At 53.9% G+C, this 25,000-nt stretch carries 23 protein-coding genes; 2 read left to right on the top strand and 21 right to left on the bottom strand.

The annotated features are described in order from the left end of the window. Positions 1–12: 12 nt before the first annotated feature. From C7W93_RS19550 to C7W93_RS19525, 6 genes are read right to left on the bottom strand one after another with little or no spacing between them, the layout of a single operon-like run. A complete protein-coding gene (locus tag C7W93_RS19550; protein ID WP_108441904.1) occupies positions 13–486 on the bottom strand; it encodes a type IV pilin protein in 474 nt (157 codons plus the stop codon). An 18-nt stretch (positions 487–504) separates the two neighbouring features. After that, a complete protein-coding gene (locus tag C7W93_RS19545; RefSeq protein WP_108441903.1) occupies positions 505–3,900 on the bottom strand; it encodes a PilC/PilY family type IV pilus protein in 3,396 nt (1,131 codons plus the stop codon). A 12-nt stretch (positions 3,901–3,912) separates the two neighbouring features. After that, positions 3,913–4,599, bottom strand: a complete 687-nt coding sequence (locus tag C7W93_RS19540; protein ID WP_225869941.1) for a PilX N-terminal domain-containing pilus assembly protein — start codon at positions 4,597–4,599, stop codon at positions 3,913–3,915. After that, positions 4,596–5,381, bottom strand: a complete 786-nt coding sequence (locus C7W93_RS19535; RefSeq protein ID WP_108441902.1) for a PilW family protein — start codon at positions 5,379–5,381, stop codon at positions 4,596–4,598. Before C7W93_RS19535 ends, C7W93_RS19540 begins: the two co-directional genes overlap by 4 nt. Next, positions 5,378–5,935: a type IV pilus modification protein PilV gene (gene pilV / locus C7W93_RS19530; RefSeq protein WP_370446486.1), complete on the bottom strand. Its 558-nt coding sequence runs from the start codon at positions 5,933–5,935 to the stop codon at positions 5,378–5,380. The genes C7W93_RS19535 and pilV overlap by 4 nt, the downstream gene beginning before the upstream one ends. Beyond that, on the bottom strand, positions 5,926–6,468 hold the full coding sequence (locus C7W93_RS19525) for a GspH/FimT family pseudopilin (RefSeq protein ID WP_108441901.1): 543 nt from the start codon (positions 6,466–6,468) through the stop codon (positions 5,926–5,928). Before C7W93_RS19525 ends, pilV begins: the two co-directional genes overlap by 10 nt. A gap of 303 nt (positions 6,469–6,771) precedes the next feature. Here C7W93_RS19525 and C7W93_RS19520 point away from each other — a divergent pair, with 303 nt between their 5' ends. Then, complete coding sequence (locus C7W93_RS19520; protein ID WP_108441900.1) at positions 6,772–7,791, top strand: formylglycine-generating enzyme family protein; 1,020 nt, start codon at positions 6,772–6,774, stop codon at positions 7,789–7,791. Positions 7,792–7,885: 94 nt separating this feature from the next. Here C7W93_RS19520 and C7W93_RS19515 read toward each other — a convergent pair whose 3' ends face one another. From C7W93_RS19515 to C7W93_RS19495, 5 genes are read right to left on the bottom strand one after another with little or no spacing between them, the layout of a single operon-like run. Continuing rightward, entirely contained in the window at positions 7,886–8,698 is an 813-nt protein-coding gene (locus tag C7W93_RS19515; protein ID WP_108441899.1) for a glycine betaine/L-proline ABC transporter ATP-binding protein, read from the bottom strand. Then, positions 8,695–9,576: a proline/glycine betaine ABC transporter permease gene (locus C7W93_RS19510; protein WP_108441898.1), complete on the bottom strand. Its 882-nt coding sequence runs from the start codon at positions 9,574–9,576 to the stop codon at positions 8,695–8,697. Before C7W93_RS19510 ends, C7W93_RS19515 begins: the two co-directional genes overlap by 4 nt. A 9-nt stretch (positions 9,577–9,585) precedes the next feature. Next, a complete protein-coding gene (locus C7W93_RS19505; protein WP_108441897.1) occupies positions 9,586–10,698 on the bottom strand; it encodes an ABC transporter substrate-binding protein in 1,113 nt (370 codons plus the stop codon). A gap of 30 nt (positions 10,699–10,728) precedes the next feature. After that, positions 10,729–11,550, bottom strand: coding sequence for a phosphate/phosphite/phosphonate ABC transporter substrate-binding protein (locus C7W93_RS19500; protein WP_108441896.1), 822 nt, complete (start codon positions 11,548–11,550; stop codon positions 10,729–10,731). A 22-nt stretch (positions 11,551–11,572) separates the two neighbouring features. Further along, complete coding sequence (locus C7W93_RS19495) at positions 11,573–12,532, bottom strand: fatty acid desaturase (RefSeq protein WP_108441895.1); 960 nt, start codon at positions 12,530–12,532, stop codon at positions 11,573–11,575. A gap of 474 nt (positions 12,533–13,006) precedes the next feature. On the opposite strand from C7W93_RS19495, the gene C7W93_RS19490 reads away from it, so the two are divergent. Beyond that, positions 13,007–14,173, top strand: coding sequence for an HPP family protein (locus C7W93_RS19490; protein ID WP_370446507.1), 1,167 nt, complete (start codon positions 13,007–13,009; stop codon positions 14,171–14,173). 33 nt (positions 14,174–14,206) lie between these two features. Here the strand turns inward: C7W93_RS19490 and C7W93_RS19485 are convergent, their stop codons facing one another. The 10 genes from C7W93_RS19485 to cobJ all read right to left on the bottom strand — a co-directional run bounded on the left by C7W93_RS19485 (position 14,207) and on the right by cobJ (position 24,999). Beyond that, a complete protein-coding gene (locus C7W93_RS19485) occupies positions 14,207–15,277 on the bottom strand; it encodes a HoxN/HupN/NixA family nickel/cobalt transporter (protein ID WP_108441893.1) in 1,071 nt (356 codons plus the stop codon). Positions 15,278–15,627: 350 nt separating this feature from the next. Further along, positions 15,628–17,097: a cobyric acid synthase gene (locus C7W93_RS19480; protein WP_108441892.1), complete on the bottom strand. Its 1,470-nt coding sequence runs from the start codon at positions 17,095–17,097 to the stop codon at positions 15,628–15,630. Continuing rightward, complete coding sequence (cobD, locus tag C7W93_RS19475; RefSeq protein WP_108441891.1) at positions 17,094–18,098, bottom strand: threonine-phosphate decarboxylase CobD; 1,005 nt, start codon at positions 18,096–18,098, stop codon at positions 17,094–17,096. Before cobD ends, C7W93_RS19480 begins: the two co-directional genes overlap by 4 nt. 38 nt (positions 18,099–18,136) lie before the next feature. Then, a complete protein-coding gene (gene cbiB, locus C7W93_RS19470) occupies positions 18,137–19,102 on the bottom strand; it encodes an adenosylcobinamide-phosphate synthase CbiB (protein ID WP_108441890.1) in 966 nt (321 codons plus the stop codon). After that, complete coding sequence (gene cobU / locus C7W93_RS19465) at positions 19,096–19,686, bottom strand: bifunctional adenosylcobinamide kinase/adenosylcobinamide-phosphate guanylyltransferase (protein WP_225869940.1); 591 nt, start codon at positions 19,684–19,686, stop codon at positions 19,096–19,098. The genes cbiB and cobU overlap by 7 nt, the downstream gene beginning before the upstream one ends. Next, positions 19,679–20,347, bottom strand: a complete 669-nt coding sequence (gene bluB / locus C7W93_RS19460) for a 5,6-dimethylbenzimidazole synthase (RefSeq protein WP_108441889.1) — start codon at positions 20,345–20,347, stop codon at positions 19,679–19,681. The genes cobU and bluB overlap by 8 nt, the downstream gene beginning before the upstream one ends. Beyond that, entirely contained in the window at positions 20,344–21,696 is a 1,353-nt protein-coding gene (locus C7W93_RS19455) for a cobyrinate a,c-diamide synthase (RefSeq protein WP_108441888.1), read from the bottom strand. Before C7W93_RS19455 ends, bluB begins: the two co-directional genes overlap by 4 nt. A gap of 2 nt (positions 21,697–21,698) precedes the next feature. After that, entirely contained in the window at positions 21,699–22,301 is a 603-nt protein-coding gene (cobO, locus tag C7W93_RS19450; protein ID WP_108441887.1) for a cob(I)yrinic acid a,c-diamide adenosyltransferase, read from the bottom strand. 17 nt (positions 22,302–22,318) lie between these two features. After that, the gene (locus C7W93_RS19445; RefSeq protein WP_108441886.1) at positions 22,319–23,431 is read right to left on the bottom strand and encodes a GTP-binding protein; all 1,113 of its coding nucleotides are present in this window, start codon (positions 23,429–23,431) and stop codon (positions 22,319–22,321) included. Continuing rightward, entirely contained in the window at positions 23,428–24,999 is a 1,572-nt protein-coding gene (cobJ, locus tag C7W93_RS19440; protein WP_108441885.1) for a precorrin-3B C(17)-methyltransferase, read from the bottom strand. The genes C7W93_RS19445 and cobJ overlap by 4 nt, the downstream gene beginning before the upstream one ends. Position 25,000: the final 1 nt, after the last annotated feature.

The raw sequence follows: 25,000 nt of genomic DNA, 5'->3' as shown, positions 1-25,000 counted from the left end.
TGATGGATACGACTACCAGCAGCCGGTAGTCGTATTCACCGCCCCGGCTGAAGTCGCATTCGCCTGCACGCCAAGATTATTCAAGCTAAAGGAATAACAGGCATCCGCAACTTGGGTCCCGGTCGGCGTTGCTACCGCAGTAAAATCTGTCGTCGTGACCTGCGTCACCGTTAACGTGTAATAGCTAGTCCCTGTGGTGCTGATCGGCGGAAATGTCGATGCGCCATAATTCAGCGCAAGGCTGGATGTTGTATAAGTATTGGTTGTCGCAAAGTATTTTTCCTCCCGCGCCGCCAAATCCAGCAGCGCCACTTTGGCATCAACCCGATGCCCCTTTAATACCTGCACACGATAAGACGGCACCGCAATGGCCGCCAAAATCCCGATAATCGCGACGACGATCATGACTTCAATCAGCGTAAAACCGCTAGGGGCTGAGCGCTTCAGCTGCGGCCGATTGCACGCACGGCGGACGACATTTCGCATAGTTGGCTTTCTTTTCGATTAACGCAATTTGATCCAGGTCAGACGACTGGCATTGCCACTTGGTGGGTCGACTTGCGTCACAACGCCCTGTCCTGAAACGGTTTGTTGCACCAGGAAAGGCTTGCCCGCTGCGGTAACAATCGATGGCGAGCCGGTCGCACTCAAACCCAGCCCGGAAATAATCGCTGAGTTAGCAGCCACAAACCCGGCGTTTGCAGAAGCAGTCGCGAAAAATGACGATGTCGGCGCGCCGCCAGTACCTGCGGATATCGCCATTGTAAAACCAGACGGCGGTTGGATGGTACAGCTCAAGACCTGATTGATCGTCGGAATAGTGGTATTGACCAGGAAAGTACCGAAAGCGACTACCGGGCTAAAAATAATCTGCTCACTGGCGGTTGTCGTTGAGTTTGAAGACAACTGCAATTGCCAGCCGAATTTAGTATTGGTACCGGCCGGGCAAGCTGCTGTCACCGCCTGGCCTGACCAGCAAACCGCATTTTGGGACACCGTGCGATAGCCTGAGATAGTACCGTCTGTGCTGGCGGTAGTAACCGTCGTGATCGTCTGCGATTGCAGATTTGCGGTGGTATAGCTCTGCACCGGGGTGGCTGGCAGCGTTGCATAATCGGTATTGCTGGCAGCATTCCAGGCGCTCAGATTCCAGTCCCAGATGCCATACAGGGATTGTGTGCCAGTCGCATAAGTTGCCGTACTGGAAAGCGTTTGCGGAAATTGTTGTCCTGTACCGAATGCAATGATAATCCGCGGCAAACCAACGGCTTGAATCACCGAATTGACGGTCAGACGCGTAGTAATCGGTTGTCCGCTGGTCGTCGTAAACATCGGGCTGCTGCTGGCGGCCCATTTGGTCGGATCGCTACTGGTCAGGTCAAAACGCCAGACGTTGCCCAGGAAATCTCCGGCATACAAATAATCGGTAACATGATCGCCATCCAGATCGGCAGAAGAGACGTAGTCAATCCCGTTTTTGTTCGTCATGCTTTTCACGCCAGTATCAAGGAAGCGAAAAGTAGTTGCGCCGGTGGCGTAATTCACAGTCATCACATATACACCAGCAGTACCAGTGGCGCTGTTATGTCCGTTACCGAAAATAACCGCCCAGTTGCCGTCATGTAATCTGCGAATGATCGGTGTGCCAAACACGCTGCCCAGACTGTTGCTGCATTGCGCTGAGAGAGTATCGTTCACGCAAGAAATAACGTTCCCCACTACTGCGGTCGAACCCCATTCGCCGATCACCAGTTTAGCGGCATTTCCCTCTGAAAATTGTGTTGGGTCAGTGATATCTAATGCATACACCGCCCCAGTCGCGGTACTGGTAGTATCGCCGACCGTGCCGCCAGCGTTGCCGCCTGGTCCTAAGCCACCGATCAACCAGGTATGCCAAGCACCTTTGTAATACAGGTCGCCCACTCCAGGAGTCGCGTTGACGTAGTTATTGTGCGCATATTGCGGTGACGAAAAATCCAGACTTGGGGTCCCCGACGGGTGAATGCTATTGATGACTGCGGCTGGCACATAAGCGAGCAATTCCTGACCGTCGTTTGGCGTGACGGCGTTGCTGAACGCGCCAGTCGCATCGTTCGCTCCGGCACGGAAGCCATGTAGCATGCCATCGTTTGCACCGACATAAACGACGTGAGCCCTTGATACGTTGCTTGTAGTGAATGCGGTATAGGCCGCACCATATTCAGGAATAGCCTTTTGCGTGACAAAATCTGTTCCTGCTGCCGTATAGTTGGTCGACGGAGGGCCAACCCACGTTGGGCTGGAATTGATGATATCGCCCAGCACGCTATTGCGCAGTCGGTACGGCCCCACGCCCGCAGTCGTAATCTCGTTGGTACGATCACCACGTAAAAAAGCAGTGCGCGTGGTGCCGTCGGTGGTTCCCAAGAGACCCTGCTGCGCTGTTGACAAGCTACCGTATTGAAAAGGAACACCTGCCGCACCATTCCAACTCAAGACACTGCGTGCGGTTGAGCCTTGCGCTGCGGCTGCCGTCGTGACACGCGTCGCAGAACATGCACCACCCGTAAGCACGCAATTGGCATCCCAGTTCGCCGTAGAATTGATGGTGACATTCCCAGAAGCATCGGTCATCAGATTTGACGCAGTAAGCTGTCCCCAGGAATTTACCGGATGATAAAACGCCAAATACACTTGGGAACCAGCTCGTACTTGAGCAGCCTGCTGCACGTTAGTACCCGAGGCATTCGATGCTGCGGTAATTTGTGCGGCCTTAAAACAAACAATTTCATGGACATTACTACCACCGCCTGTACCGGCAGTAAAACCAAAGAGAAAATTGGTTGGCAATGGCCCATTCCCAGCAGTAATCGATTGTTTTACGATGGGGTTATTTGCATTGCCGCCGTTCACACTATACGAAAGACTAAGCAAACCATCCTGCGTGATACTTAAGGCATACGTAAACGTATTTGCAGCGCCGCGTACTGGCGCTTTGATCGCCTCTTGGTTGAATAGGGGGATGGTATTTGTGGATGTTACAACAGGTATCGGTGCCGTAAGAAGGTTGTAATCGGCAATTTTAATACTGGTGGAACCGTTATTTGAGCCACTACTCCAATCTTGTACAAAACCAGTCTTACAGGTACTTTGCACCGCTGCCACTAAGTTCCCAGAAGAACTTAGGGTGGTCGGATAATATTTTGGATATGCCGCCGTTAACGCCGCACCCGTAATACTGCCGGAACCACGCACAACAATCGAACCCGGATTAGGGCCATTACCATCCGAGGTCGAATCACTCTTATTAGAAAAGTTACCGAATTCATCCATCCCCACCGCAAGATAGCCACCATTTACACCATCGGCAGGCGATTTTCCTTGTGAGCAGCTATACCCCAGACTACCCCCATAAGCCCCCGGCACTGGGGTCTTACTACCATCCATCAGAAAAAAAGCGAGTCCGTCGGCACCGGAGTTTTGTGACCCATTCGAATACCCATTACCCCCATACGTCACAGCAGAAAAAGTAATCTGCACCCCTTGATTGGTAGGGAATGGCGTAGTCGAAATAACTGAGCCAGTATTGTTGTTGCCGTTTGATCCACCGCTAGTGGTGTCCCCGTTAGTAAGTCGCAGCGCACCGTTACCGACCGGATCTGGAAACGTTCCGTTATAACCTCCTACCAAGGTCTTACCGCTGTAATAGGCCAGACCCTTGCAAGCAGGAATGGTACTTGTGACACCGGTGCCCGCTGTCAGACAAGCACCACCGGTGGTTTTCCACGCATAACTTGACGAAGAACCGGTCAGGGTGTCGTTGGCGACTTGCTGCGCATACGCAGGATGCGACACAACCGCAGCTGCCGAGAACATCAACACCAACATCGCGTTAGCCATGCTTCTATTGTGGATTTTCATATTGCGCATCTCTTAAGGATTATCCAGAGGTGTGACTTTTGACATGATGCCAACCACGCTTTGCACCACGGCCACACTATTATTGCTACCGCCAAAACCACCGCCGGTGACCGAGTACAGCGCCTGCTGACCGCTAGGCGATAAGCCAAGGTAAGCAATATAGAGCCGTGGTGGCGCTGCATAGTTGATATCCAGATTGGCATTGCCATCAGTGGCTGTACCGCCGCCAGCCGCCACTATCATGGCTGGCGGCGTATAAATCAGACTGCCCGCCCAATTAGCCGGATCAGTGACATTAGTCAGTAAATTTGCGCAAGCGCGCATGGTCGCGATAGACGTCACTGTGGCCGTGGTGGAACAGGTAGCGCCAAGACCGGGCGAACCCTGCCCCAACCACCATTCACCGTATTGCAGCGCATTTTGCGCGGCCTGAAACGCACGTTCTTTTTCTCGAACATTACCGGCAATTTTTTGCAGCAATCCGTAACCGCGAAACATGCTGATAGCGAGCAAGGTCAGCATGACCAGAATCAGCAACGACGTAATCAGCGCAAAACCCTTACGCTTTGCGGGCGCAGGTAAATTTGTTGAGATCGATGATCGCGCGACTGCGACCGACAGGGCCGATCCTGCCGATGATCGCGGCACCAATGGCAGGACCAATGCCGCGTCCATGACAGGAAAATGATAGCGGCTCATGGGACGTTCATCAGACTAATAGTGTGAACAAGGGCGGGGAGCAATTTGGCCGAAGTTGGAGTCGAATTAACCAGATCCATAAATACAATCGAAATTTTTACCGACAGCACGGTCATAGTGGAGGCGACGGAAGCAAAGGGCATATACGTATCGACACTGCCATCGCCATCCGTATCCACGCCGTATAACACGGTCATTGACGACACGTTATCGACCAGAATACTAGGCGTCCCCGGCGCGCCGCCGTTGACGCTGATGGCGCAGGTCAATTGATGATTGGTAGCGTCGACCGCAAAACTGTTGCTCCACACTACCGGCGATCCGCTGGTATTGGTATCGCCCAGACAATCCATTAAACCGTCATTGTTCGCCGTTTGAAAGCGCACATTCAGGGTATCGCTAGCTGGACTGGTGCCAGCGGTGCCGGTAATTACCTGCGCCACAGCGAACTTGGTCCCATCCGGATTAGCTGTGGCTGCCGCCGGTAGCGCGGTGGTCACAGTGGTCGTCGTCGGATTAGTGAAATAACCGGTGGCGCGCACCGTCGTGTCTAACACTGTCAGGGCAAACCGCTGACTTTCCTGTACGCGGGAAACATTGTCTTGCGTAGTAAAACTATTCCTCAGCGTGAACACAATCGCCAGCATTCCGGCCAGAAGAAATAAGCCGATACCGACCGCAATCATCAGTTCGATCAGGCTAAAACCGGACAGTCGTCCATCTCTGCGGACAAGAATCGCGCGCTTGCTCTGCGCCATGCGGGGTAAGAGGCGGCGGTTCATGGCTCTATAAAAACGCTAAAAGACTGTGTCAGGGCGTTGCTTCCACCCGTGGTCGCGGTATTGACAGCGATCTTGTTTTCACTCCAGGTAATATATATTTGGCAACTCACTGGTTGGCCGGTGCTATTGGTGCAATTGACTTTAGCGTTATAGGTAGGAAATTGTTGGAGCATACCGGCGGCCCAGTTCTGCACGTCAGAAGCCGCCATATTTGCGGGAGAACACTTGGTCGTGCATTGACTAGAAACCGTCGCGCTAAGAACTCCGGTCGAGTCTGTCACCGTGGTGCCGGTAACCGTAAATGCGGTTGACGGCGCGGTATTCCAATATGCGCCGTTAGCGTGCATGGAGGATACCAAACTGCCAACTTGCAACGCCATCAGAGAACGACTGCCGGAATTCTTTGCGCCAGAAACGGCCAATGCCTGCATCTTGGCTAATCCAAGTAAACCCACGGCAGTTACCACCAACGCCACCAATACTTCAACTAATGTGAAGCCACTAGCTAACGGCAGTGGCGTACGCAACACACGCTTCATCAGCATCATGTGCATGCCCCCGTTCCAGCTGTTTGCACGACTTGTCGGCCGGTTTTTATGATAGCGACGCATTGTGTAGTGAGCGTAGTTGCAGGCGAAGTGTGCAGTGTGAAAGTAACGGCCCCTGTCCCGGGAAGCGCAATCATAAAACCATCTCTGCTGTATGTCAGAGACGACACGCTATTGTCAGCAACCAAAGTATCGGTGCCCGTCCAGCCTTTTTGCAGCCGAAGGATAGTCCCGACGGTCTTATTGGCGGCCGGGTCCGCGAAAATAATCCATCCTGTATTCCACGTGGTGGAGGACAGGCAAGTCGCGCCATCCGAAGATGCGCAAAGGGTTACCGGCAAGCCTTGTTTAATCGCTTCAGAACGCGCAAATTGCAAGTCCTTTACAAAGCCGCTCATCTCTCCAAGCGCCCGGAACCGTTGCGTCGTCGCCACCAGCGAAGGTGTCGCCAAAGCCAAAAAAATTCCCATAATAGCGACGACGATCATCACCTCTATCAAAGTGAATCCAGATTGTTGGCGGTGGGGAACGGTGATCATAGGAAATATGTTACCAGAATATAATTTTTATTCAGATAATTCTGGGTGATTTGTCTCCCTAAAAACAACGACATGATGCCCCCTAGAAACACCTTACACAAAGAGCATCACTTTCTGTGCAGAAAAAAACGAAATTAAGATTGCCGTTGGGAAATAGTTACATTTTTGCCACATCGGACTATAACTATGACTGGGCTCTCTGGCATCAAAACTACGACGGAAAAATAGACCAATTTCCCGGCTACCAAAGAGAGTCCCGTAAAAGAACGATTCACCTCAATCACGTCATCAAAAGGAATAACGATGAAGCAGTCATATCGCCGTTCTTCCATTATCACGCTGTTCGCGTTAAGCATTTGTTGGGGCACAACAGTTTGTGCCGCAAACCAAAGCCAGACTCCCCAGGTCATTGAAAATACTCTCGGTATGAAATTTGTGCCTATCCCCGCGGGAGAATTCTTGATGGGCAGTGACGACTCGCCAGATACATTGGCGACCGTTTTCCCACAATATGAACGCAATCGCTTAACCGACGTTGCAGATGAAGCCCCGGTCCACAAAGTCCGTATTACCCGAACTTTTTATCTCGAACAAACCGAAGTAACAGTGGGCCAGTTCCGCCGCTTCCTGACTGAATCAGGTTATGTTCCAGAGTCGATCAAAGACGGCACCGGTGGCTATGGCTACAACCCCGCTTACGACCCCAAAAAAACCCAGCGTGAGGATGCATTTGAAGGACGCAATCCCCTGTATTCCTGGAAGAATCCTGGTTTTGTGCAAACAGACGATCACCCCGTCGTGAATATCACCTGGAACGACGCGGTAGCGCTGACGGCATGGCTGAGTAAAACGGAAGGCAAGCATTATCGGCTGCCGACAGAGGCAGAGTGGGAGTATGCCTGTCGCGCAGGCAAGCGTATGCGTTATTGCAGCGGTGATAATGACCCGCAGTCACAACTAAAAAATGCCAATATTTTTGATCAGGACACCGCAAAAAATTGGACGCAGTGGGATCGCTATGCGCTGACCGGACATGACGGTTTTGCATTCACGGCACCGGTCGGCAGTTTTACGCCCAATGCCTGGAATTTATATGACATGAATGGCAACGCCTGGGAATGGGTATCCGATTGGTATGGCGAGGACTACTACGCGCATTCTCCCATCAACGATCCGCAAGGCCCTGCAGATGGTGCCGTCCGTGTGCGTCGCGGTGGTTCCTGGCATACCTGGGCATTTTACGCACGCGCTTCATATCGGAATTGGAACACGCCTGAAACGCGCTACGTATTGCTGGGGATGCGTTTGTTGCTTGAACAATAATTTGAAATTTATCCAGCACTAATTCGATGTTCATCCATAACGCATGGCGCTGAATCAGAGGTACGGAGGCAACGCAAATTGGTTCGCCTCCGCCTCAAACCGCCTGCCGTTTTTCCACAAACCGCCGCACATAATCGTCAGCCGGATATTGCAAAATATCTATCGGCATCCCCTCTTGCACCAGTTTTCCATCACGCAAAATCGCGATACGATTACCGATGCGCAAAGCTTCGTCCAGATCGTGGGTAATAAAAACGATGGTTTTTTTCAGCGTCGCCTGCAACGCCAGCAATTGCTCCTGCATCTCGCTGCGGATAAGCGGATCAAGCGCACTGAAAGCCTCATCCATCAGCACGATATCGGTATCCATTGCCAAGGCACGCGCCAGACCGACACGTTGACGCATGCCACCGGAAAGTTCGTCCGGATAGTTATTCTCGTAACCGGACAAGCCGACCCGCGCAGTCCAGTCGCGGGCGACCGCCAGACTAGCGGCGCGATTATCGCCTCGCACCAGCAAACCGTAGGCGATATTTTCCAGCACCGTCTGATGCGGCAACAGACCAAAATTTTGAAACACCATGCTGATACGACGGCGACGAAAATCGCGCAAACCCGCGGTATCAAGCGTCAGAATATTTTGACCATCGATAAATATTTCACCCGCCGTAGGATCGATCAGGCGGTTGAAATGGCGCACTAAAGTAGACTTCCCCGAGCCAGACAAACCCATGATGACAAAAATCTGCCCCGCCGCGATTTGCAAGTTGACATGATCCAGACCGACGCTGCAATTGTTCTCCTGCAAGATAGCCGCTTTAGTTTTGCCATTGCGCAATTGACGTAGCGCTTTCTGCTCGTCCGGTCCGAAGATTTTAACGATGCCACGTGCTTCGATTTTTATCATTTCAAGGTCTGTTTTTTTATTTTTGGCTGATTCAGGGCGATACGCTGACGGCGCGTCAAACCGTAGCCCTGACTGATGCGATCAATGACGATGGCCAAAATCACAATGGCAACACCAGCCTGCAAACCGGTGCCGGTATCCAGCGTCTGTATTCCTTCCAGCACGTCTTCGCCCAGCCCACGCGCCCCGATCATCGACGCGATGACCACCATTCCCAGCGCCATCATCGTCGCCTGATTAATACCCGCCATAATGCTCGGTCGCGCCAATGGCAATTGCACACCGATCAGCAATTGCCATTTACTGGTGCCAAAGGACCATGCCGCCTCGGTCAGATCGGGATCGACCTGACGAATCCCCAGATCGGTCAGCCGAATCAACGGCGGTAACGCATACACCACGGTCGCAAAAATCGCGGGGACTTTGCCTAAGCCAAATAGCATCAAAACCGGAATCAGATAGACAAAAGTTGGCAACGTTTGCATCACATCCAGCACCGGCAACAGCAATTTCCGCAGCCAGGTACTGCGCGACATCCAGATGCCCAGCGGGAGTCCCATCAACAACGTCAGCACCGTGGATACCAGCATCAATGCCAATGTCTGCATCAATTTATCCCACAGTCCGAACGCACCAATCAGATACAACATCGCGACCAGCAAAAAGCTGACGACAGGACGCCGCGTTGCATGCAAAGCCAGCAAGCCGACGCCGATCAACACCAACCAGGCAGGCGCTGCGCGCAACGTGGTTTCCAGCGGTACCAATACCCACGTCAACACAGCGTCGCTAATCGCGTGCAGCGTATTGCCGTAGTGCGCCACCAACCATTCAACGCCATTATTAATGGCCTGTTTTAGCGAGAGGGAGACAAACATGGCAGCCCGTTACTTCGTGCTGGCGCTGATCTTGGTCGCCACATCCGTCGGCACCCACTTTGTCCATATTTCTGGATGACGCGTGAAGAACAACTGCGCGACTTGCGCTGCCGCGAGTTTTTGGTCGGCCATTTCAGCGAGAGATTTATTTAGCAGATCAAGCGGAATATTAAATTTAGACAAGAATCCGCTCAGCACCGGATCGGTGTCTCTGAAGACTTTCGAGACGCCTGCCTGAATCACTGCCACCGGCGATGCGGTTCCGCAAGGATTTGTATGATCTTTATCCGACAACGTCTTAAAGCAAGCGTCGTTGAAAGCTGGCTCTTGCAACTTCACAAATTTGAACTTCCCCATCAACGCCGTCGGTGCCCAGTAATAAAACACGATAGGCTTGCCGCGCTGATACTCCGAGGTAATCGCCGCATCCAGCGCCGGGCCGGTGCCGGGGCGGAAATTCACATAACTATCGGTCAGCTTGTAAGCCTTCAATTTTTGAGTATTCACGCCCTCGCAAGTCCAACCGGTCGGACAATTCAAAAAGCGCCCTTTGGATGGCTCTTCGATGTCTTTGAACAAGGTTTTATAGGCAGGCAAATCGGTCACTGCTTTGAGTCCCGGCGCCATCGGCTTGATACCGCGACTGGCATCGCCTTTGATCACGTATTCGGGCACATACCAGCCTTCACTGGCACCGACAATTACGTTGCCCAGCGGGATTACAGTGCCCGCCTTGGCGGCAACGTTCCAGGCATCGCTGCGGCCAATCCATTCTTCGGCCAGCACTTGAATATCATTCTTGGAGAGGGCAACTTCCATCGCCACGGTATTGCCGGGAATGGTCTCCGTTTTGCAGCCGTAACCCCTCTCCATAACGGTGCGCATGACCTCGGTCAGCACTGAGGCGCTCTCCCAATTGAGCCCGGCAAATTTCACCATCTTGCCGCTGGCACACCACGGCGACTTGTCCGAGGCAGCGCTGGTCGCAGTTGCAGCAATTGCAGCAGTTGCCGCAGTTGCAGGTGTTACCGCCAATGCCAACTGACTGACCAGCAATGCACCGCTAAGAACTATCGCGCTAACGACAAAATTGGGAATGCCCTGCAAGGGATAAATTGTCATGGTTAGCTCTCTCGTGTTGGTTTGTCTTCGCTATGCCACCTCCGGATAACCGAGGGCAACAGCGTACTGCTCGATCGCCATCATAGCTGCATAGTCTTGCCACGTCGTGCGCGCCCATCCGCTAATCTGCAGCGGCCCGGCAATCTGCGGATCATGACATACCGATGCCACCACCTCTGCCAGCAAAGTCGTTTGTGACCGATCCAGCTGAAGCGACGCAATCAACGGCAACCCCGGCGCAGCAATAGTGTGCTCCACGACCCGCAAACCGGCGACTTTTTCAGGAAAATACCGGCTGGCGCAGGCAAACGTCACACAATCAATCGCCGCCAGATCTGCCGCGCCACTTCGCAGCATCGCCAGGCTGTTCAAATGCGATCCCGATAGCTGCACCTTAGCAAAAAAACAGCCGGAGTGGGCAAATGGCGCAATGCTGTGCCGCAAAGCATTCATCCCGCTATGCGACGTCAACTGGCTGACCACGCCAATAGTGCCCCGAAAGCCTGGCAGTCCGTGTAACTTATGATCCGCGCGGTCATCCTCTGCCCGCGCCACAATCACACTCCGATAAAAATAATCATGGCAACCATCAACCGCCATCATCGGCGTGCCCAGCAGTTGTACGCGGTCACGTAAAGCCGTCATCAAAGGATACCCGCAGGTTTGGCTGAGCAACATATCCGGGCGCAGCCAGAAACTTTCCAGATCGTCGATTGCGCTGACGACTTCGATCTCATCGCGCCAGCCACGCGCCCGCAATCCGGCGATCACAGCGCGTAAAAATTGCGTGTAAGCCTCGATCAAAACAGGGCCGACGTTATACATCGGCAAAGCTACTTTCCAATGGGTCATGTTGGTTCAGCCTGCCAGATGGCTAAATTGCATAGCGCACAGTTGTGAATGGATGCAAGGGATCGTCGATCTGTTGAAAGCCATAGTCGCGCATTAACTGACTATAACCGTGAACGTGAAAATCGCCGGAACGATCTAAATACGCCGCCCGGTCGTCCTGATAAACCCGTCCCAGCAGATACCAAGGCAACCCCGGCAAATCGTGATGCACCAAGTGATAGTTATTATTCAAAAACAACATCCGCATAGGCCAGGCTGCTTCATTAATCACGCTGCGATGCGTGAAATCGACGGCTGCCCGGTGCTCAAAATACGAGCGCACCATCGCCACCGACAACGCCGGATAAGCCACGCATAAAAGGTAATACCACCAAGCAATGCCAAAATACTGCTGCATCCCATACAGCATCGCCGCCAGCAATCCCCCGTGCGTCAACCACATCCGCACATGCCGAAAATCGCCCCGCCACGGTGCCAGAAATGCCGTCCGCAGCATCGCCGTAATCGCGAGCAACGGCCCGACCAGCATCCGACCCCAGAAGGTTTTTCGGCAGCGATACAGCATCCGCATCAGGCGTCCGCTAGCGCGCCAGACCGCCGCATCAACATAATGCGTTTCAGGGTCCAGTCCCGGCAAGGTCAGATCGACGTCGTTATGGTGTTGCAAATGGGTTTCGCGATACAGCGTATAGGGATACCAAACCGCCAGCGGCGCATACGCTAACAGCTTATTTAGCCATAGTAAACGGGTAGGATGACCATGCATAATTTCATGCTGTAGCGACATAAACCACACACAAAACCCGATCAATAGCAACGTCGTTGGCAACAAGGTCAGCGCAAAACGATAGCGCAACGTCAAATACCAACCGCCATAAATCACCACCAGCAGCAGCCACGTACGCGCTTCAGCGCGTGCCGTCCAGCTGCGCAAATATCGTGCAATCCGTTGCCGTTGTTCATCGTTTAAATACGTCGTCATCCCGTCATCTCACGTTATCGCCTTCTATCGTCCGCGCCGACCTGAGACATGCAAAGGACTAAAAGCTGAACATCGTGCGACATTAGCATGACGTTAATCGGTGAAAAACGAATAATAAGTAGCATCGTTATGCGATTTTTGCGCAGCAATGTAGCGTTTCTCGCGCAGAGCACTCCCGACGGAGCGATTCCTCCTTGCAAAGAAAACCTTCAAAAAATGGTCATCCACATTTTTTATATCGCAATATGATATATTTGCGCGCTGATTGATGATCAGTAAGTCATTGGATTACCTGAAATTAAGCCATTCAAAATTGATACAAATATGAAAAATGCTTGCTCCCGATTTAGCGCGAATCCCACTGAAGAGTCTGGAAGAGTACGCCTTGTGGGCTATTCATCGTGCCGAGATTCTGAGTTAAGTTGGCAACACGCGGCATGTATAAAACTTATTAACAAACAATAAATAGTGATGATGGAATCTTCCAGCCTGCATCGCGCCAAAGACTGGCTGCGCGCTTTTATCCCGGTAGCAGTCGTCGCCAGTAAACGCGAGCGATTCTATGGTTGTCTTGGCGCAATGATCGGTTTGTTTGTCGCTGAATGGCTGTCCCGTCTCACATTGGGCGGTTTTAATATCTGGTTCATCGCTCCGATGGGCGCGTCTGCCGTCCTGTTATTTGCCATCCCATCTAGTCCGCTAGCCCAACCTTGGGCCATCATCGGCGGCAACATTTTCTCAGCGTTAATTGGGGTTATTTGCGCCCGTTGGATCACCAATCCAGAGCTTGCCGCCAGTATCGCCGCGGCCCTCGCCATCGCTGCCATGTTTAGCTTCCGCTGCATCCATCCCCCTAGCGGCGCGGTCGCATTGACCGCCGTGCTGGGTGGCCCTGCGATCAGAGAAATGGGATTTCAGTTTGTCCTGTTGCCGGTCGCCGTGAATTCTGTCGCCTTATTGCTAGTCGCTCTGGTATTTAATAATCTGCTAGGGCGCAATTACCCGCATCGCGTCATCGTGCACGCTCAGCCGCATCTGACCAAAGACGCGCCCCCGAGCGAGCGCGTTGGGTTTATTCATGCAGATTTGGAAGAAGTATTAAAAGAACGCGGCCAACTGATCGATATCAATCAGGGCGATCTGGAAGAGATTCTGATACAGGCCGAACTGCATGCGCATCGCCGTCGTTTCGGCGATATCCGCTGCGCTGACATTATGTCCAAAGACGTGATCTCCACCAAGCCGACCACCCGACTCGATCAGGCCTGGGTCATGCTGGCGCGCCACAACATCAAAGCGCTGCCGGTTATCGATGCGCTGGGAAAACTGGTCGGCATCGTCTCATTACGAGATTTTTTCGTTGACCACCACGGGCCAGACGGTCTCACCGGTTTACCTGCAACGTCCAGCGCACCAAGCCACGTTCGCAACGGCGCGATGACCGTCAAAGATGTCATGACCCATAACGTCATTACTGCCAATGCCGACCAGCCGATTGTCGAGCTTGTCAGCCGCTTCTCCGACGGCGGCATACATCACCTGCCCGTCGTCAACGCCAAGCGCCACATCGTTGGTATGATCACGCAATCGGACTTGGTGGCAGCATTATTCCGGGCCCAAATGGAAAGCGCCGAAGCGTAACTTTCGGCGCTGTAAAACATACTATTTTCGGTATTACGATGACTGCGTTGGCTGCTTCAGCACAAGATCATCGTAGCCGCGCCATCGATAGTAAGCAATCGAAGCCATCCAACTGACAATGAAAAAGGCAATAATCGCATAACCGATGTTGCCAAAATTACCGGTCAATACGCCAATCACATCCCAAAACTTGCCACTCAACGCCATTTTGTCGCCAATCAGCCCCAGCACTTCCAAGCCACCAATCGCCAGCGCCACAATTACCGATACCAATGTAATCGTCATGTTGTAATACAGTTTTCTGACCGGCTTTACAAACGCCCAGCCGTATAGCCCCAGCATCAAAGTGCTGTCGAGCGTATCCACCAACGACATCCCGGCAGTGAACAAAATCGGAAAAATCAAGATCGACCAGATCGGCAAACCATTCGACGCCTGCGTCGCCGAAATCCCCAACAGCGCAATTTCTGTCGCCGTATCAAACCCCAACCCAAACAAAAATCCCAGCGGATACATATGCCAGCTACGGGAAATCATCGCAAACATCGGCCGAAATATCTTCGCCAGAAACCCGCGGCTATTGAGCAAAGTATCGATGTCTTCCTCAACATAAGCGCCGCCCTGACGGACATGCCGGAAGACTTTGTAAATCGAGATAAACACCATTAAATTGATGACCCCAATCACAATCAGAAAGAACGCCGACACCAATGTGCCGATAATCCCGCCAACGACCTTGAATTCCTCCATCGGCCCCGTCAGCGCCGAGGCCATCACCGCAATCGCAATCGAAGCCAGCAACACCACAGTCGAATGCCCCAGCGAAAAAAAGAAGCCAACCGCCACCGGCCGCTGGCCATCCTGCATCAATTTACGCGTGACGTTATCAATCGCAGCAATATGATCCGCGTCGACCGCATGCCGCAAACCAAAACTGTAAGCCAGAAACGCAGTCCCCAACAAAATCGGATGGCCATGAAAAGCCACAATCGCCCACGTCCAAGCCAAAATATTAAACGCCAGCAGAAAGGCGTAAATACCCCAGATCCTGTTGCGCAAAGGTCGGTCCATCCTGCTAAATATCGTTTTAAATGTGGTGAGCATGATTAGTTTTTACTTTAATAAGTAATCTGAAATTGGTCTAGCAATGTTGTTTCTGTCAGAAAAGACGGGGATAGCCCAAAAGATAGATGGATAAATTGTTTGCCATTCAGACCAGCGGGTAGGGAGCCATATTTTTCTAACAATGTCACCAGTTGCGGGTCAAGCCATCCAACAACAACCTTGCCCCTAGCGTGTAATGTTGGCAGCGAAGGAGTTAGCCACAATAATTGCTCGTGATGAAACACCCGATTTCGCAAACCTCACATTTGATTCAATGCGGACGAAATCGTATAACGCTGATGCTGCGACTTAGGACAGTGAGGAACCATTGCTTGATTGGATCAAATAAACTAACCCAATTTTTCCAGCGCCTGTAACAACGGTAACGTTGCATCGGCAATCCGGTCAATACTTGCTTCGCGCAATTGCATCAAATCGACCGTGATTGCATCCCCTAATCCAGCCCAAGCAAGTAGCGCGCCCAAGGCCCCGGGCGCGTCGAAGACGCCATGTAAGTAAGTTCCTAGAATTTGGTCATCCGGCGAGCGCGCACCTTCCTCAACGCCGTTATTTGCACCAATTTGGCCATTTTCATCCAAATAGAACGCAGGCTTTTCAAGGGCCGGGCCGGTTGAGATGCCCATATGAATTTCATAGCCGCGCACGCTGGCGTCGGCAAACGCGCAGCGGCCTGTTACTTCGACCAGTCGCTTGTCACGCGTCATTTCGGTCAGCATATCGAGTAATCCCAATCCTTCGGTCACGCCTGCAACTCCTTCTACGCCATGCGGATCGTTGACGCTATGACCCAGCATCTGGAAGCCGCCGCAGATGCCGATCACTTTGCCGCCATAGCGTAAATGTCGGCGCAGTGCATCCGGCCATCCTTGCTCTTTCAGCCACGCCAGATCGCCTCTGGTATTCTTGCTGCCTGGCAAGATAATCAAGTCAGCGGCAGGAATCGGCTGCTGCGCCGGGACGAAGCGTAAATCCACCTGCGGATGCGCCCGCAGCGCGTCGAAATCGGTGTGATTACTGATGCGTGGGACCAGCGGCACTACAACACGAAATGTACCCTTGCCGTGTTGCTCGGATTGAATTGCATCCTCCGCATCCAGCGTCAGCCCATGCAGATACGGCAAGACCGCCAAAACCGGTTTACCGGTCCGTTCTTCCAGCCAATCCAGGCCGCCCTGCAACAAACTGATATCGCCGCGAAAACGATTGATGACAAAGCCAACGACCCTCGCACGTTCGGTCTCAGACAGACAATCCAGCGTGCCAACGATATGCGCAAAGACGCCGCCGCGATCGATATCGGCGACCAGAATGACGGGACAATCAACTGCCTCGGCAAAGCCCATATTCGCGATATCACGGTCGCGCAAATTGATTTCTGCAGGACTGCCTGCGCCTTCAACGATGATCGCGTCGTACAGCGCGGAAAGCCGTTGATACGATTCCAGCACCGCCGCCATCGCGGTAGTTTTATAGCGGTGATAATCACGCGCATTCATGTCGGCACGAACCTGCCCGTGCACAATAACCTGCGCGCCGATATCGCTAGAGGGCTTGAGCAAAATGGGATTCATATCGGTGTGCGGCAACACGCCTGCCGCCAATGCCTGCAAAGCCTGCCCGCGCCCGATCTCGCCACCGTCCACCGTCACCGCACTGTTCAGCGCCATGTTTTGCGGCTTAAACGGCACCACTTTTACACCCTGACGCGCCAGCAAACGGCATAATGCGGCGACTAATGTCGTCTTGCCAGCATCCGACGTCGTACCCTGCACCATCAGGGTTTTATACGGAAATGTCATTGGGAATCCTGTCTTTTCCATTCATCTAACGCCACTGTCAAACGTTGCCAGCCTGCTTCATCCGGCGGCAAACCAAGCCGAATTCCGCCCGCGCCACGGGTAAATAACCTAACCCAGATTGCACGCTCTGCCATATGCTGATGAAAGGCTTCGGCCCGCGGCTCAGGCCACCATTGAAACAAAGCGCAGCCGCTACTCTCAATCGCGTTCTGCGCCAGCAATGTCTGCAAACGCTGCCCCTGTTGCTGCAATTGTTGGCGCATATTTTGCTGCCATACCACATCCGATAACGCGGCATAGCCAATCGCCTGCGCCGGACCGCTGACCGACCACGGCCCCAAATACTCGGCCAATCTGGACAACAGCGTCTTTTCGGCGGCGACAAAACCTAAACGCAATCCCGCCAGACCAAAAAACTTGCCCACTGAGCGCAGTACGATCAGACCCGGCTGCGCCGTCGCCGCCGCGATACTTAACTGCGGCGAGGTATCCGCAAACGCCTCGTCAACAATCAGCCAGCCGCCGCGTGCGGCAAGCTGCGCGGCCCACGTCAGTAAAACATCGGCGGCGACAATTGCACCCGTTGGATTGTTTGGATTGCAGACCACCATGACATCGCAATCCGCCACCGTCGTTGCCAAGTCAGCATAAGCAATCTCGCGCACGGCATGACCGGCACGCGCCCAGCAATGGGCATGCTCGGCATAGGCCGGTGCCGCCACCACGACACACGATGACGGACGCAAACACGGCAACGCCTGAATCGCCGCTTGCGTGCCCGCGACCGGCAGCATGGCGGGAGCGCCGTAATAATGCGCTGCGGCTGCCGCTAGCCCAGCATGTTCCTCTGGCAAACGGTGCCATGCATCCGCTGCCAGCGCAGGCACGGGATAGGATCGCGGATTAATGCCTGTGGAGATATCTAGCCATGCACTGCGCAAGCCGTTCGCGCCGTCAAAACGGTTGATGGCTGCGCTAAGATTACCGCCGTGCTCAAGCATTGCACACCTGCTTAACCTGCTTATTCAGAAATTTGGTGTTAGGCATATGCGCCCCTTTGATAAAAAATAATCGCGCACGCTGACAGCACAGCCAACCACAACAGCGTGGTGCGCAATACCAAACACCAGGCGCGCCGGATGTCTGCACCGTTGGCCTCCGTGCCACTCCCTAGCGGCGGTCGATTTTCGATAACACCGTCGTAAATCGCCGCACCGCCCAGCGCCAGCCCTAATGCGCCCGCACCGGCAGACATCACCGGACCGGCATTTGGACTCGGCCAGGCCGGTGCTTGTGTGCGCCAGCAATGCAGCGCCAGAGACGTCTTCCCTAACACAGCATAAGACACGGCCGTCAATCTTGCAGGGGCCCAATTCAGTGCGTCATCAATTCGGGCGGCGACGCGGCCGAACAAGTTATAGCGCGCAGTCCGATAGCCCCACATCGCATCCAGCGTGTTGACTAACCGAAACAGCACCGCGCCAGGTCCACCTGCAATGGCAAACCAAAACAACGTCCCAAACACCGCATCGTTACCGTTTTCCAGCAACGATTCGACTGCGGCTTTAGACAAGTCTGCTGCGGCGGCATTTTCTGTATCCCGGCTAACGATACGTCCGGTCAAATGGCGTGCCGTCGCCAGATCATCGGCGGCCAGTGCTTGCGCAATCGGCACGGTATGATCGCGCAAACTGCGCAAGCCGATGCAGAAATATAGCAACACTGCATGCACGATCAAGGCCGCGAAAAATGGCAGCGTTTTCAAAAACAAAACGGCCACTAACACCAGCGGCACCACCGCCAAACTCCAAGCCAAAGCGCCACGCAAAATTGACCGATGCTGATCAGCTGACGGCGAGCGATTTAAGCGCCGCTCCAACAAATTTGCCAGCTGCCCAAAACCGACTAGCGGATGCCAGCGACGGGTTTCGCCCAACAACATATCGAGCGCAACTCCGGCAATCGCCAGCAGCGCGATCAGCGTGATATTCAGGCCACTTAACATGCGCGATCTTTCAATATCAGCGGCAAACCGGCTGCAATAAATATCGCCCGCTCGCACGCGACAGCAACCGCCTGATTCAAGCGCCCCGCCTCATCCACAAACCAGCGCGATATTGCCCCTTGCGGCACGATTCCCATGCCGACTTCATTGGAGACCAGAATCACATCGCCCTTAGCATCGGCCAGCGCTTGTAGAAATGTGGCGCGCTCTTGATGAAACAATTCCGGCGGGATAATTTTGCCGATTTCAGGATAATTCTTCTCTTCCAAAAATAACAAATTCGATAACCATACCGTCAGGCAATCTATCAACAAAACCCGCTCCGGCGAACTCCATTCGGCAATCGCTGCGCCCAACATGAGCGGCTGCTCCACAGTCTGCCAATGCGCCGGGCGCTGCGCTCGATGCAGTGCGATGCGCATCTGCATTTCGCTGTCGGTGCTGCTGGTAACGGCGCTGGCGGTAGCGACATAAATCACTTCGCGTTGCGTTGCGCTGGCAAGTTGTTCCGCATAGCTGCTTTTGCCGGAACGCGCTCCGCCCAGCACCAATGTCCTCATCGGATGAATGATGGCTTTATTCATGCTTATCTCCATCTTCGTCACCACCCTCGCTCCAACGATTTTCAGATACTAAATCTTGCAGGCATTGGCGTTTAGCCCAACCTTCCTGCTCCAGCATTGGACGTGGATAAAAGGCGGCGACATGGCCGATGCACAGTATGGCCAGCGGTTTTGCATCGGCGGGAATCCGCAACAAGGCGCTTAACGACGCAGGATCAAACATCGATACCCAACCCATGCCGATACCCTCTGCCCGCGCCGCCAGCCACATATTTTGAATCGCGCAGGAAACCGAGCAAAGGTCCATCTCCGGTAAGGTGCGACGCCCGAATACATGTCGCTCGCGCTGGCTCATCAACGCCACTACCAGCAACTCGCCACAATCGCGGATGCCCTCGACTTTCAAGCGCATAAACGCATCTTCGCGCTCGCCCAATGCGTGCGCAGTGTTGATGCGTTCTTCTTCGACTAGTCCATGCATCCGCAGCCGCAGCGCCGGATCGGTGATACGGATAAAGCGCCAAGGCTGCATAAATCCGACGCTAGGGGCCATGTGCGCAGCGTGTAACAAGCGCGCTAACAACGCCGGATCAACCGGATCGGGCAAAAAATGGCGCATATCGCGGCGCTCTTCAATCGCTTTATATACCGCCGCGATTTCGCTATCACTAAATGTATTCATTTGCGTCCTGGCAAAAATAGTGCTGCTGCAGCGGTTGGATTAGAGGGAAAATAACAATGCAAATACGTCGCCGTGATACGACCTACCTGAAATATTTTTTCACCGGCAGAGGTGTTATGCAGCCTTTCACCAATCGCCTGCGGCACCATCGGCGTATCGATCATTGAATGATGAAATGTATGCGCCCGCAGCACGCCGCCCGGCATCGGCGCAGATTGATAACCCAGCCCTTGCAAGCGCGATTGCATCACTGCACGGCCGGGCAGCAAGCCAGTCATGGCGGCAGCGTTTCCGGATTTATCGGTCAACGATCCCAACAAATACAACATCCCGCCGCATTCGGCAAAGATCGGCTTATTGCAGGCGTGATGATGATGTAGCGCGGCCTTCATCGATAGATTGTTTTGGAGAGTTTGCAGATGCAATTCGGGATAGCCACCGGGGAAATATAAGCTATCAACATCGGGCAATTCAGCATCGTTTAATGGGGAAAAGAATTGTAGTGTCGCGCCCATCACCCGCAAGCAATCCAAGTTAGCAGGGTAAATAAAAGAAAACGCCGCATCTCGCGCGATCCCGATTCTGACGCCCAGAAGTGTTAAAGGTAAGTGCGCTGACGCATCAACATTTGACGGCGCGTAAAACGACACAGGCGCAGGCAAAGACGCCAGCCCGGTTTGTCCAATGGCGGCAGCAGCATGCTCGATACGCGCCGCCAGATCGGGCACTTCTGCGGCTTGCACCAAGCCCAGATGGCGCTCTGGTAATGCGGTATCTGCCGAACGCAGCATGGCGCCGAAGTAGCGAATATTCAGACCCGGTCGCAAGCCTTGCTCCAGCATCTCGGCATGACGGGTACTGGCAACCGAATTCGCCAGCACGCCAGCGAATGACAAACCTGCCCGATAATGCGCCAATCCGTACGCGACCGCGCCAAAGGTCTGCGCCATGCCGGTCGCGTCAATCACGGCCAGCACCGGCACGCCCAGCAAGGCCGCCAGATCGGCGCTGCTGGGCTGCCCATCGAACAAGCCCATTACGCCCTCGATCAGGATCGCATCAGCGTCTTGCGCAGCATCATAGACCATTTTCTGGCAAGCATCTGCGCCCGCCAGCCACAGGTCTAGCTGATAAGCCGGATGCACGCCACCGGCGGCGTGCGCCAACAGCATCGGATCGATAAAATCGGGACCAGTCTTAAACACGCGTACCCGCAAGCCGCGCTTGGCGTAGCAGCGCGCCAACGCTGCCGTAACGGTTGTTTTACCGTGATGCGATGCGGGCGCGCTGATGAACAACGCAGGGACGCGACGGGCATCGCCCGGCGATCCAGAAAATGCATCATCCATGATTAAAATTCGACCCCTTTTTGGGCTTTTATACCTTGGGTTTGATAAGGATGTTTAATCGGACGGAATTCGGTCACCAGATCGGCGGCCTCAATCAATTCATCGCCCGCATGGCGGCCGGTAACTACGATATGCAACATTTCACGGCGCGCAGCGAATACTTCCAGCACCTCGGATAATGCTAAATATTGATAGCGCAGCACGATGTTCAACTCATCCAGAATCACCATATCGTAAGATGGGTCTTGTATCATCCGCACCGCTTCGGCCCAGCCGGTGGCGGCGGTTTGCATATCGGCATTGCGGTCTTGCGTATCCCAGGTATAGCCGTGGCCGACGACATGAAAATCACAGTTTTCATGACCGCCCAGGATGTTGCGTTCGGCACTTTCCAGCGCGCCTTTAATAAACTGCACCACGCCCAGTTTCATGCCATGGCCGAGTATCCGCATACCCATGCCGAACGCCGCCGTCGATTTCCCTTTTCCGGTGCCGGTATTGACGATCAACAAGCCTTTTTCTTTTTGCGCAGCCGCTTTCTTTTTCTCAAAGCCCTCTTTATGGCGCTGTGTCATGCGTTTGTGCGATGCTTCGTCGGTTTTCATGTTTTCTCTCATTCCCGTTATTTCCAGAGGGTGCCGGTCATCTCAGATAGCATCCCCGCTACGTGCGCCCGGCGCAGGTGATAGCCGATAAATACCAGTTCGGATTGCGCGGAGGAAGCATTCTCCGGCACCGCACTGGCGTATTCTTGAACAGTGACCCGCGTACGGACGCCTTGCAGCAACATCGTCTGCGTAGAATCGCGGCTACGGATAAAACCTTTACTGCGTAAAACCGGCTCTGCACGCGCCACCGCAATGACCGCTGTTTTTAGCTGCTCTGCCGATTGCTGGCTGCTACTACGTAGCGTAAAAGACATCCAGCCCGGATCTTGCTCATGAAAATGTTTATGCGTAGACAGTCCGTGGCTGTGCGCTGCCATGCCCGAGTGCGCATGACCATTCAGCCTATTTTGCTGCGCTAAAACAGCCGTATCAGGCCCCGGAACGCGAGAATAAGTATGGTTGTGCGGCAGCTCTTTCGCCTGATGCAAACGCAAGCCCAGCGCCAGACGAATATCCAGTTGCGCGTTATGTGCCAACTCCAAAAACCGCACATTCGGCGCACGGGCACGTACCCGTGTTTCTGCGAGCAATAAAGCGCTGTCATCAAGGCCATCTATCTTGTTCAACACGACGACATCGGCGTATTCCAGCTGCTGATCGAACAGCGTGGCAATCGATGTCGCCGCAGTATCCGCGGTCCGCTCAAACGCATCCCCCAGCAATAACGGTGTATCGACCACCGCCAGCGTCGCATCCAATACAAACGTGGCCACCAGTTCAGGCCCTTGCAGCAGTTCCATCACCGCCGTCGGCAACGCCAGACCGGAAGTCTCGATCAATACATGATCAACGCTGGCGCGGCGCTCGGCAATTTTCAACATCGCGGGGATGAAATTTGTATCATCGCCATACGCAATCAAACCGTGCGCAAAATCCTGTATGCGGATGTGATCGTCGCCAGCGGCAACATCGCGCATCAATGTGCCATCCACCGCCATTTCGCCGAATTCGTTAATCAGCAACGCCAGCCGACGCCGCTGTCGACGTTTGACCAAGCCACTCAGCAACGTGGTTTTTCCCGCGCCGAGAAAGCCGGTGACGATGGTGACGGGAATCGGCGCGTTCATTGCAAGCCTTTCACCGCATCCCATTGCTTCAATTGCGTCTGAACTGCTTCAAATGTTGCCACCACAACGGGATAAGACATCGATGGCCGCTGAACTACCAGCAACGGAATTCCCAGCGCCGCAGCGGCTTCAACTTTAGCTTGATAACCGCCTACCGCGCCGGACTCTTTGGTGACGATGCAATCGATCCGCCAATCACGCCACAAGGCCTGATTAAAGTCTTGCGAAAACGGCCCTTGCATTGCGCAAATATGACTGTGCGGCAGGCCAAGGTCGACAGCACGTTGTATCGTTTCCGGCTCTGGCGTGACGCGTGCAAACCATTGATGTTCGCCGGCAGCGTTAGCTTGTAAAAAATGAGCGAGGTCTTTTGCGCCTGTCGCCAGAAAAATCCGCTTGCCATGCGCCATTGCCTGCTCAACCGCGTCTGCGATGGTCGCGCATACTATCGTGCCGGTGGTAACTGCTGCGCTCGGACGTTCATAGCGAATGTACGGAATCCCCAATTCTTGCGAGAGGGCGATTAATTGCTCAGAGATAATATTCGCGTAGGGATGCGTCGCGTCGACCAGCACACGCGCACGACTTTTTACCAGTGCTTGCCGCCGCGCTTCGACGCCTTGCCGCCCGGCCCAAACCGTCAGACCGGGGCAATCCTGCAGCGCAACTTCGCCGCCGTATTCCGTCGCTGCGGACACCACCACCGGCGTGCCCTCAGCGGCCAACAATCGCGCCAGCGCATTGCCATCGCCGGTGCCAGAAAATACCCACGTCGCCGCTGTCGGAAAAGCCGGTCCGCACGCGACTTCAGCCGCCGTTTCAGTCTCCGGTGCACGCCAGTCGTTATAGCCACGCGGCGTAAACATCTGGCCGCGTTTGCGCTGCGTAAAGCGGTTGCCGATCACAATCGTGGTCAGCATGTCAAACTTCAACGTCAGCAATTCTTCCAGCGAATAAATCGCCACTTCCTGTCCCGGTCGATACGCATTTTTTACCACGCCGCACAAGGTCGTCGGTGCTTTGGATTCCAACATCAGCTTCAGAATTCGATACACACCTTCTTGCCGCCCGGCGCTCTGCACGTTATAGAGCACACAAGCCAGATCAGCCTGCGCGATGTGCCGTGCGCGTTGTTCTATCCATTCCCAAGGGCACAGCAAATCCGACAAACTCAACGTGGCGAAATCGTGCGACAACGGCGAACCAAGCAACGATGCGCAAGCGTTGGCAGAGGTAATTCCAGGAATGACGTTGACGGTAAAGGTATCGTCTTCGCGGATTTCATCATAAGCCAGCGCTGCCATTGCATAAATGCCGATGTCACCACTGGAAATCAACGCCACGGTCGCACCGGCGCGGGCCTTTTCAATTGCCAGCAATGCGCGTTCGCGTTCTTGCGTCAGCGGCGGCGTGTGAATTTCTTTGCCAATGATCCATGGCGCGATCCAGCGCAGATATAGCTCATAAGCCACGATCACGCTGCTGTCACGCAATGCCGTTTCAGCACGCGGTACGATCAGATCGGCAAAGCCGGGTCCGACCGATACCAGATTAAGTACGCCTGTCATA

This window comes from Glaciimonas sp. PCH181 (assembly GCF_003056055.1).
Lineage (GTDB): Bacteria > Pseudomonadota > Gammaproteobacteria > Burkholderiales > Burkholderiaceae_D > Glaciimonas.
The sequence above is the reverse complement of the archived record's forward strand: the minus strand, read 5'-3'. Positions and strand labels throughout refer to the sequence as shown.

What these genes read in the sequence shown, in the direction of transcription:
- C7W93_RS19550 (WP_108441904.1), bottom strand. Translation starts at nt 486, where the DNA reads ATGCGAAATGTCGTCCGCCGTGCGTGCAATCGGCCGCAGCTGAAGCGC.
- C7W93_RS19545 (WP_108441903.1), bottom strand. Translation starts at nt 3,900, where the DNA reads ATGAAAATCCACAATAGAAGCATGGCTAACGCGATGTTGGTGTTGATG.
- C7W93_RS19540 (WP_225869941.1), bottom strand. Translation starts at nt 4,599, where the DNA reads ATGAGCCGCTATCATTTTCCTGTCATGGACGCGGCATTGGTCCTGCCA.
- C7W93_RS19535 (WP_108441902.1), bottom strand. Translation starts at nt 5,381, where the DNA reads ATGAACCGCCGCCTCTTACCCCGCATGGCGCAGAGCAAGCGCGCGATT.
- pilV (WP_370446486.1), bottom strand. Translation starts at nt 5,935, where the DNA reads ATGCACATGATGCTGATGAAGCGTGTGTTGCGTACGCCACTGCCGTTA.
- C7W93_RS19525 (WP_108441901.1), bottom strand. Translation starts at nt 6,468, where the DNA reads ATGATCACCGTTCCCCACCGCCAACAATCTGGATTCACTTTGATAGAG.
- C7W93_RS19520 (WP_108441900.1), top strand. Translation starts at nt 6,772, where the DNA reads ATGAAGCAGTCATATCGCCGTTCTTCCATTATCACGCTGTTCGCGTTA.
- C7W93_RS19515 (WP_108441899.1), bottom strand. Translation starts at nt 8,698, where the DNA reads ATGATAAAAATCGAAGCACGTGGCATCGTTAAAATCTTCGGACCGGAC.
- C7W93_RS19510 (WP_108441898.1), bottom strand. Translation starts at nt 9,576, where the DNA reads ATGTTTGTCTCCCTCTCGCTAAAACAGGCCATTAATAATGGCGTTGAA.
- C7W93_RS19505 (WP_108441897.1), bottom strand. Translation starts at nt 10,698, where the DNA reads ATGACAATTTATCCCTTGCAGGGCATTCCCAATTTTGTCGTTAGCGCG.
- C7W93_RS19500 (WP_108441896.1), bottom strand. Translation starts at nt 11,550, where the DNA reads ATGACCCATTGGAAAGTAGCTTTGCCGATGTATAACGTCGGCCCTGTT.
- C7W93_RS19495 (WP_108441895.1), bottom strand. Translation starts at nt 12,532, where the DNA reads ATGACGACGTATTTAAACGATGAACAACGGCAACGGATTGCACGATAT.
- C7W93_RS19490 (WP_370446507.1), top strand. Translation starts at nt 13,007, where the DNA reads ATGGAATCTTCCAGCCTGCATCGCGCCAAAGACTGGCTGCGCGCTTTT.
- C7W93_RS19485 (WP_108441893.1), bottom strand. Translation starts at nt 15,277, where the DNA reads ATGCTCACCACATTTAAAACGATATTTAGCAGGATGGACCGACCTTTG.
- C7W93_RS19480 (WP_108441892.1), bottom strand. Translation starts at nt 17,097, where the DNA reads ATGACATTTCCGTATAAAACCCTGATGGTGCAGGGTACGACGTCGGAT.
- cobD (WP_108441891.1), bottom strand. Translation starts at nt 18,098, where the DNA reads ATGCTTGAGCACGGCGGTAATCTTAGCGCAGCCATCAACCGTTTTGAC.
- cbiB (WP_108441890.1), bottom strand. Translation starts at nt 19,102, where the DNA reads ATGTTAAGTGGCCTGAATATCACGCTGATCGCGCTGCTGGCGATTGCC.
- cobU (WP_225869940.1), bottom strand. Translation starts at nt 19,686, where the DNA reads ATGAATAAAGCCATCATTCATCCGATGAGGACATTGGTGCTGGGCGGA.
- bluB (WP_108441889.1), bottom strand. Translation starts at nt 20,347, where the DNA reads ATGAATACATTTAGTGATAGCGAAATCGCGGCGGTATATAAAGCGATT.
- C7W93_RS19455 (WP_108441888.1), bottom strand. Translation starts at nt 21,696, where the DNA reads ATGGATGATGCATTTTCTGGATCGCCGGGCGATGCCCGTCGCGTCCCT.
- cobO (WP_108441887.1), bottom strand. Translation starts at nt 22,301, where the DNA reads ATGAAAACCGACGAAGCATCGCACAAACGCATGACACAGCGCCATAAA.
- C7W93_RS19445 (WP_108441886.1), bottom strand. Translation starts at nt 23,431, where the DNA reads ATGAACGCGCCGATTCCCGTCACCATCGTCACCGGCTTTCTCGGCGCG.
- cobJ (WP_108441885.1), bottom strand. Translation starts at nt 24,999, where the DNA reads ATGACAGGCGTACTTAATCTGGTATCGGTCGGACCCGGCTTTGCCGAT.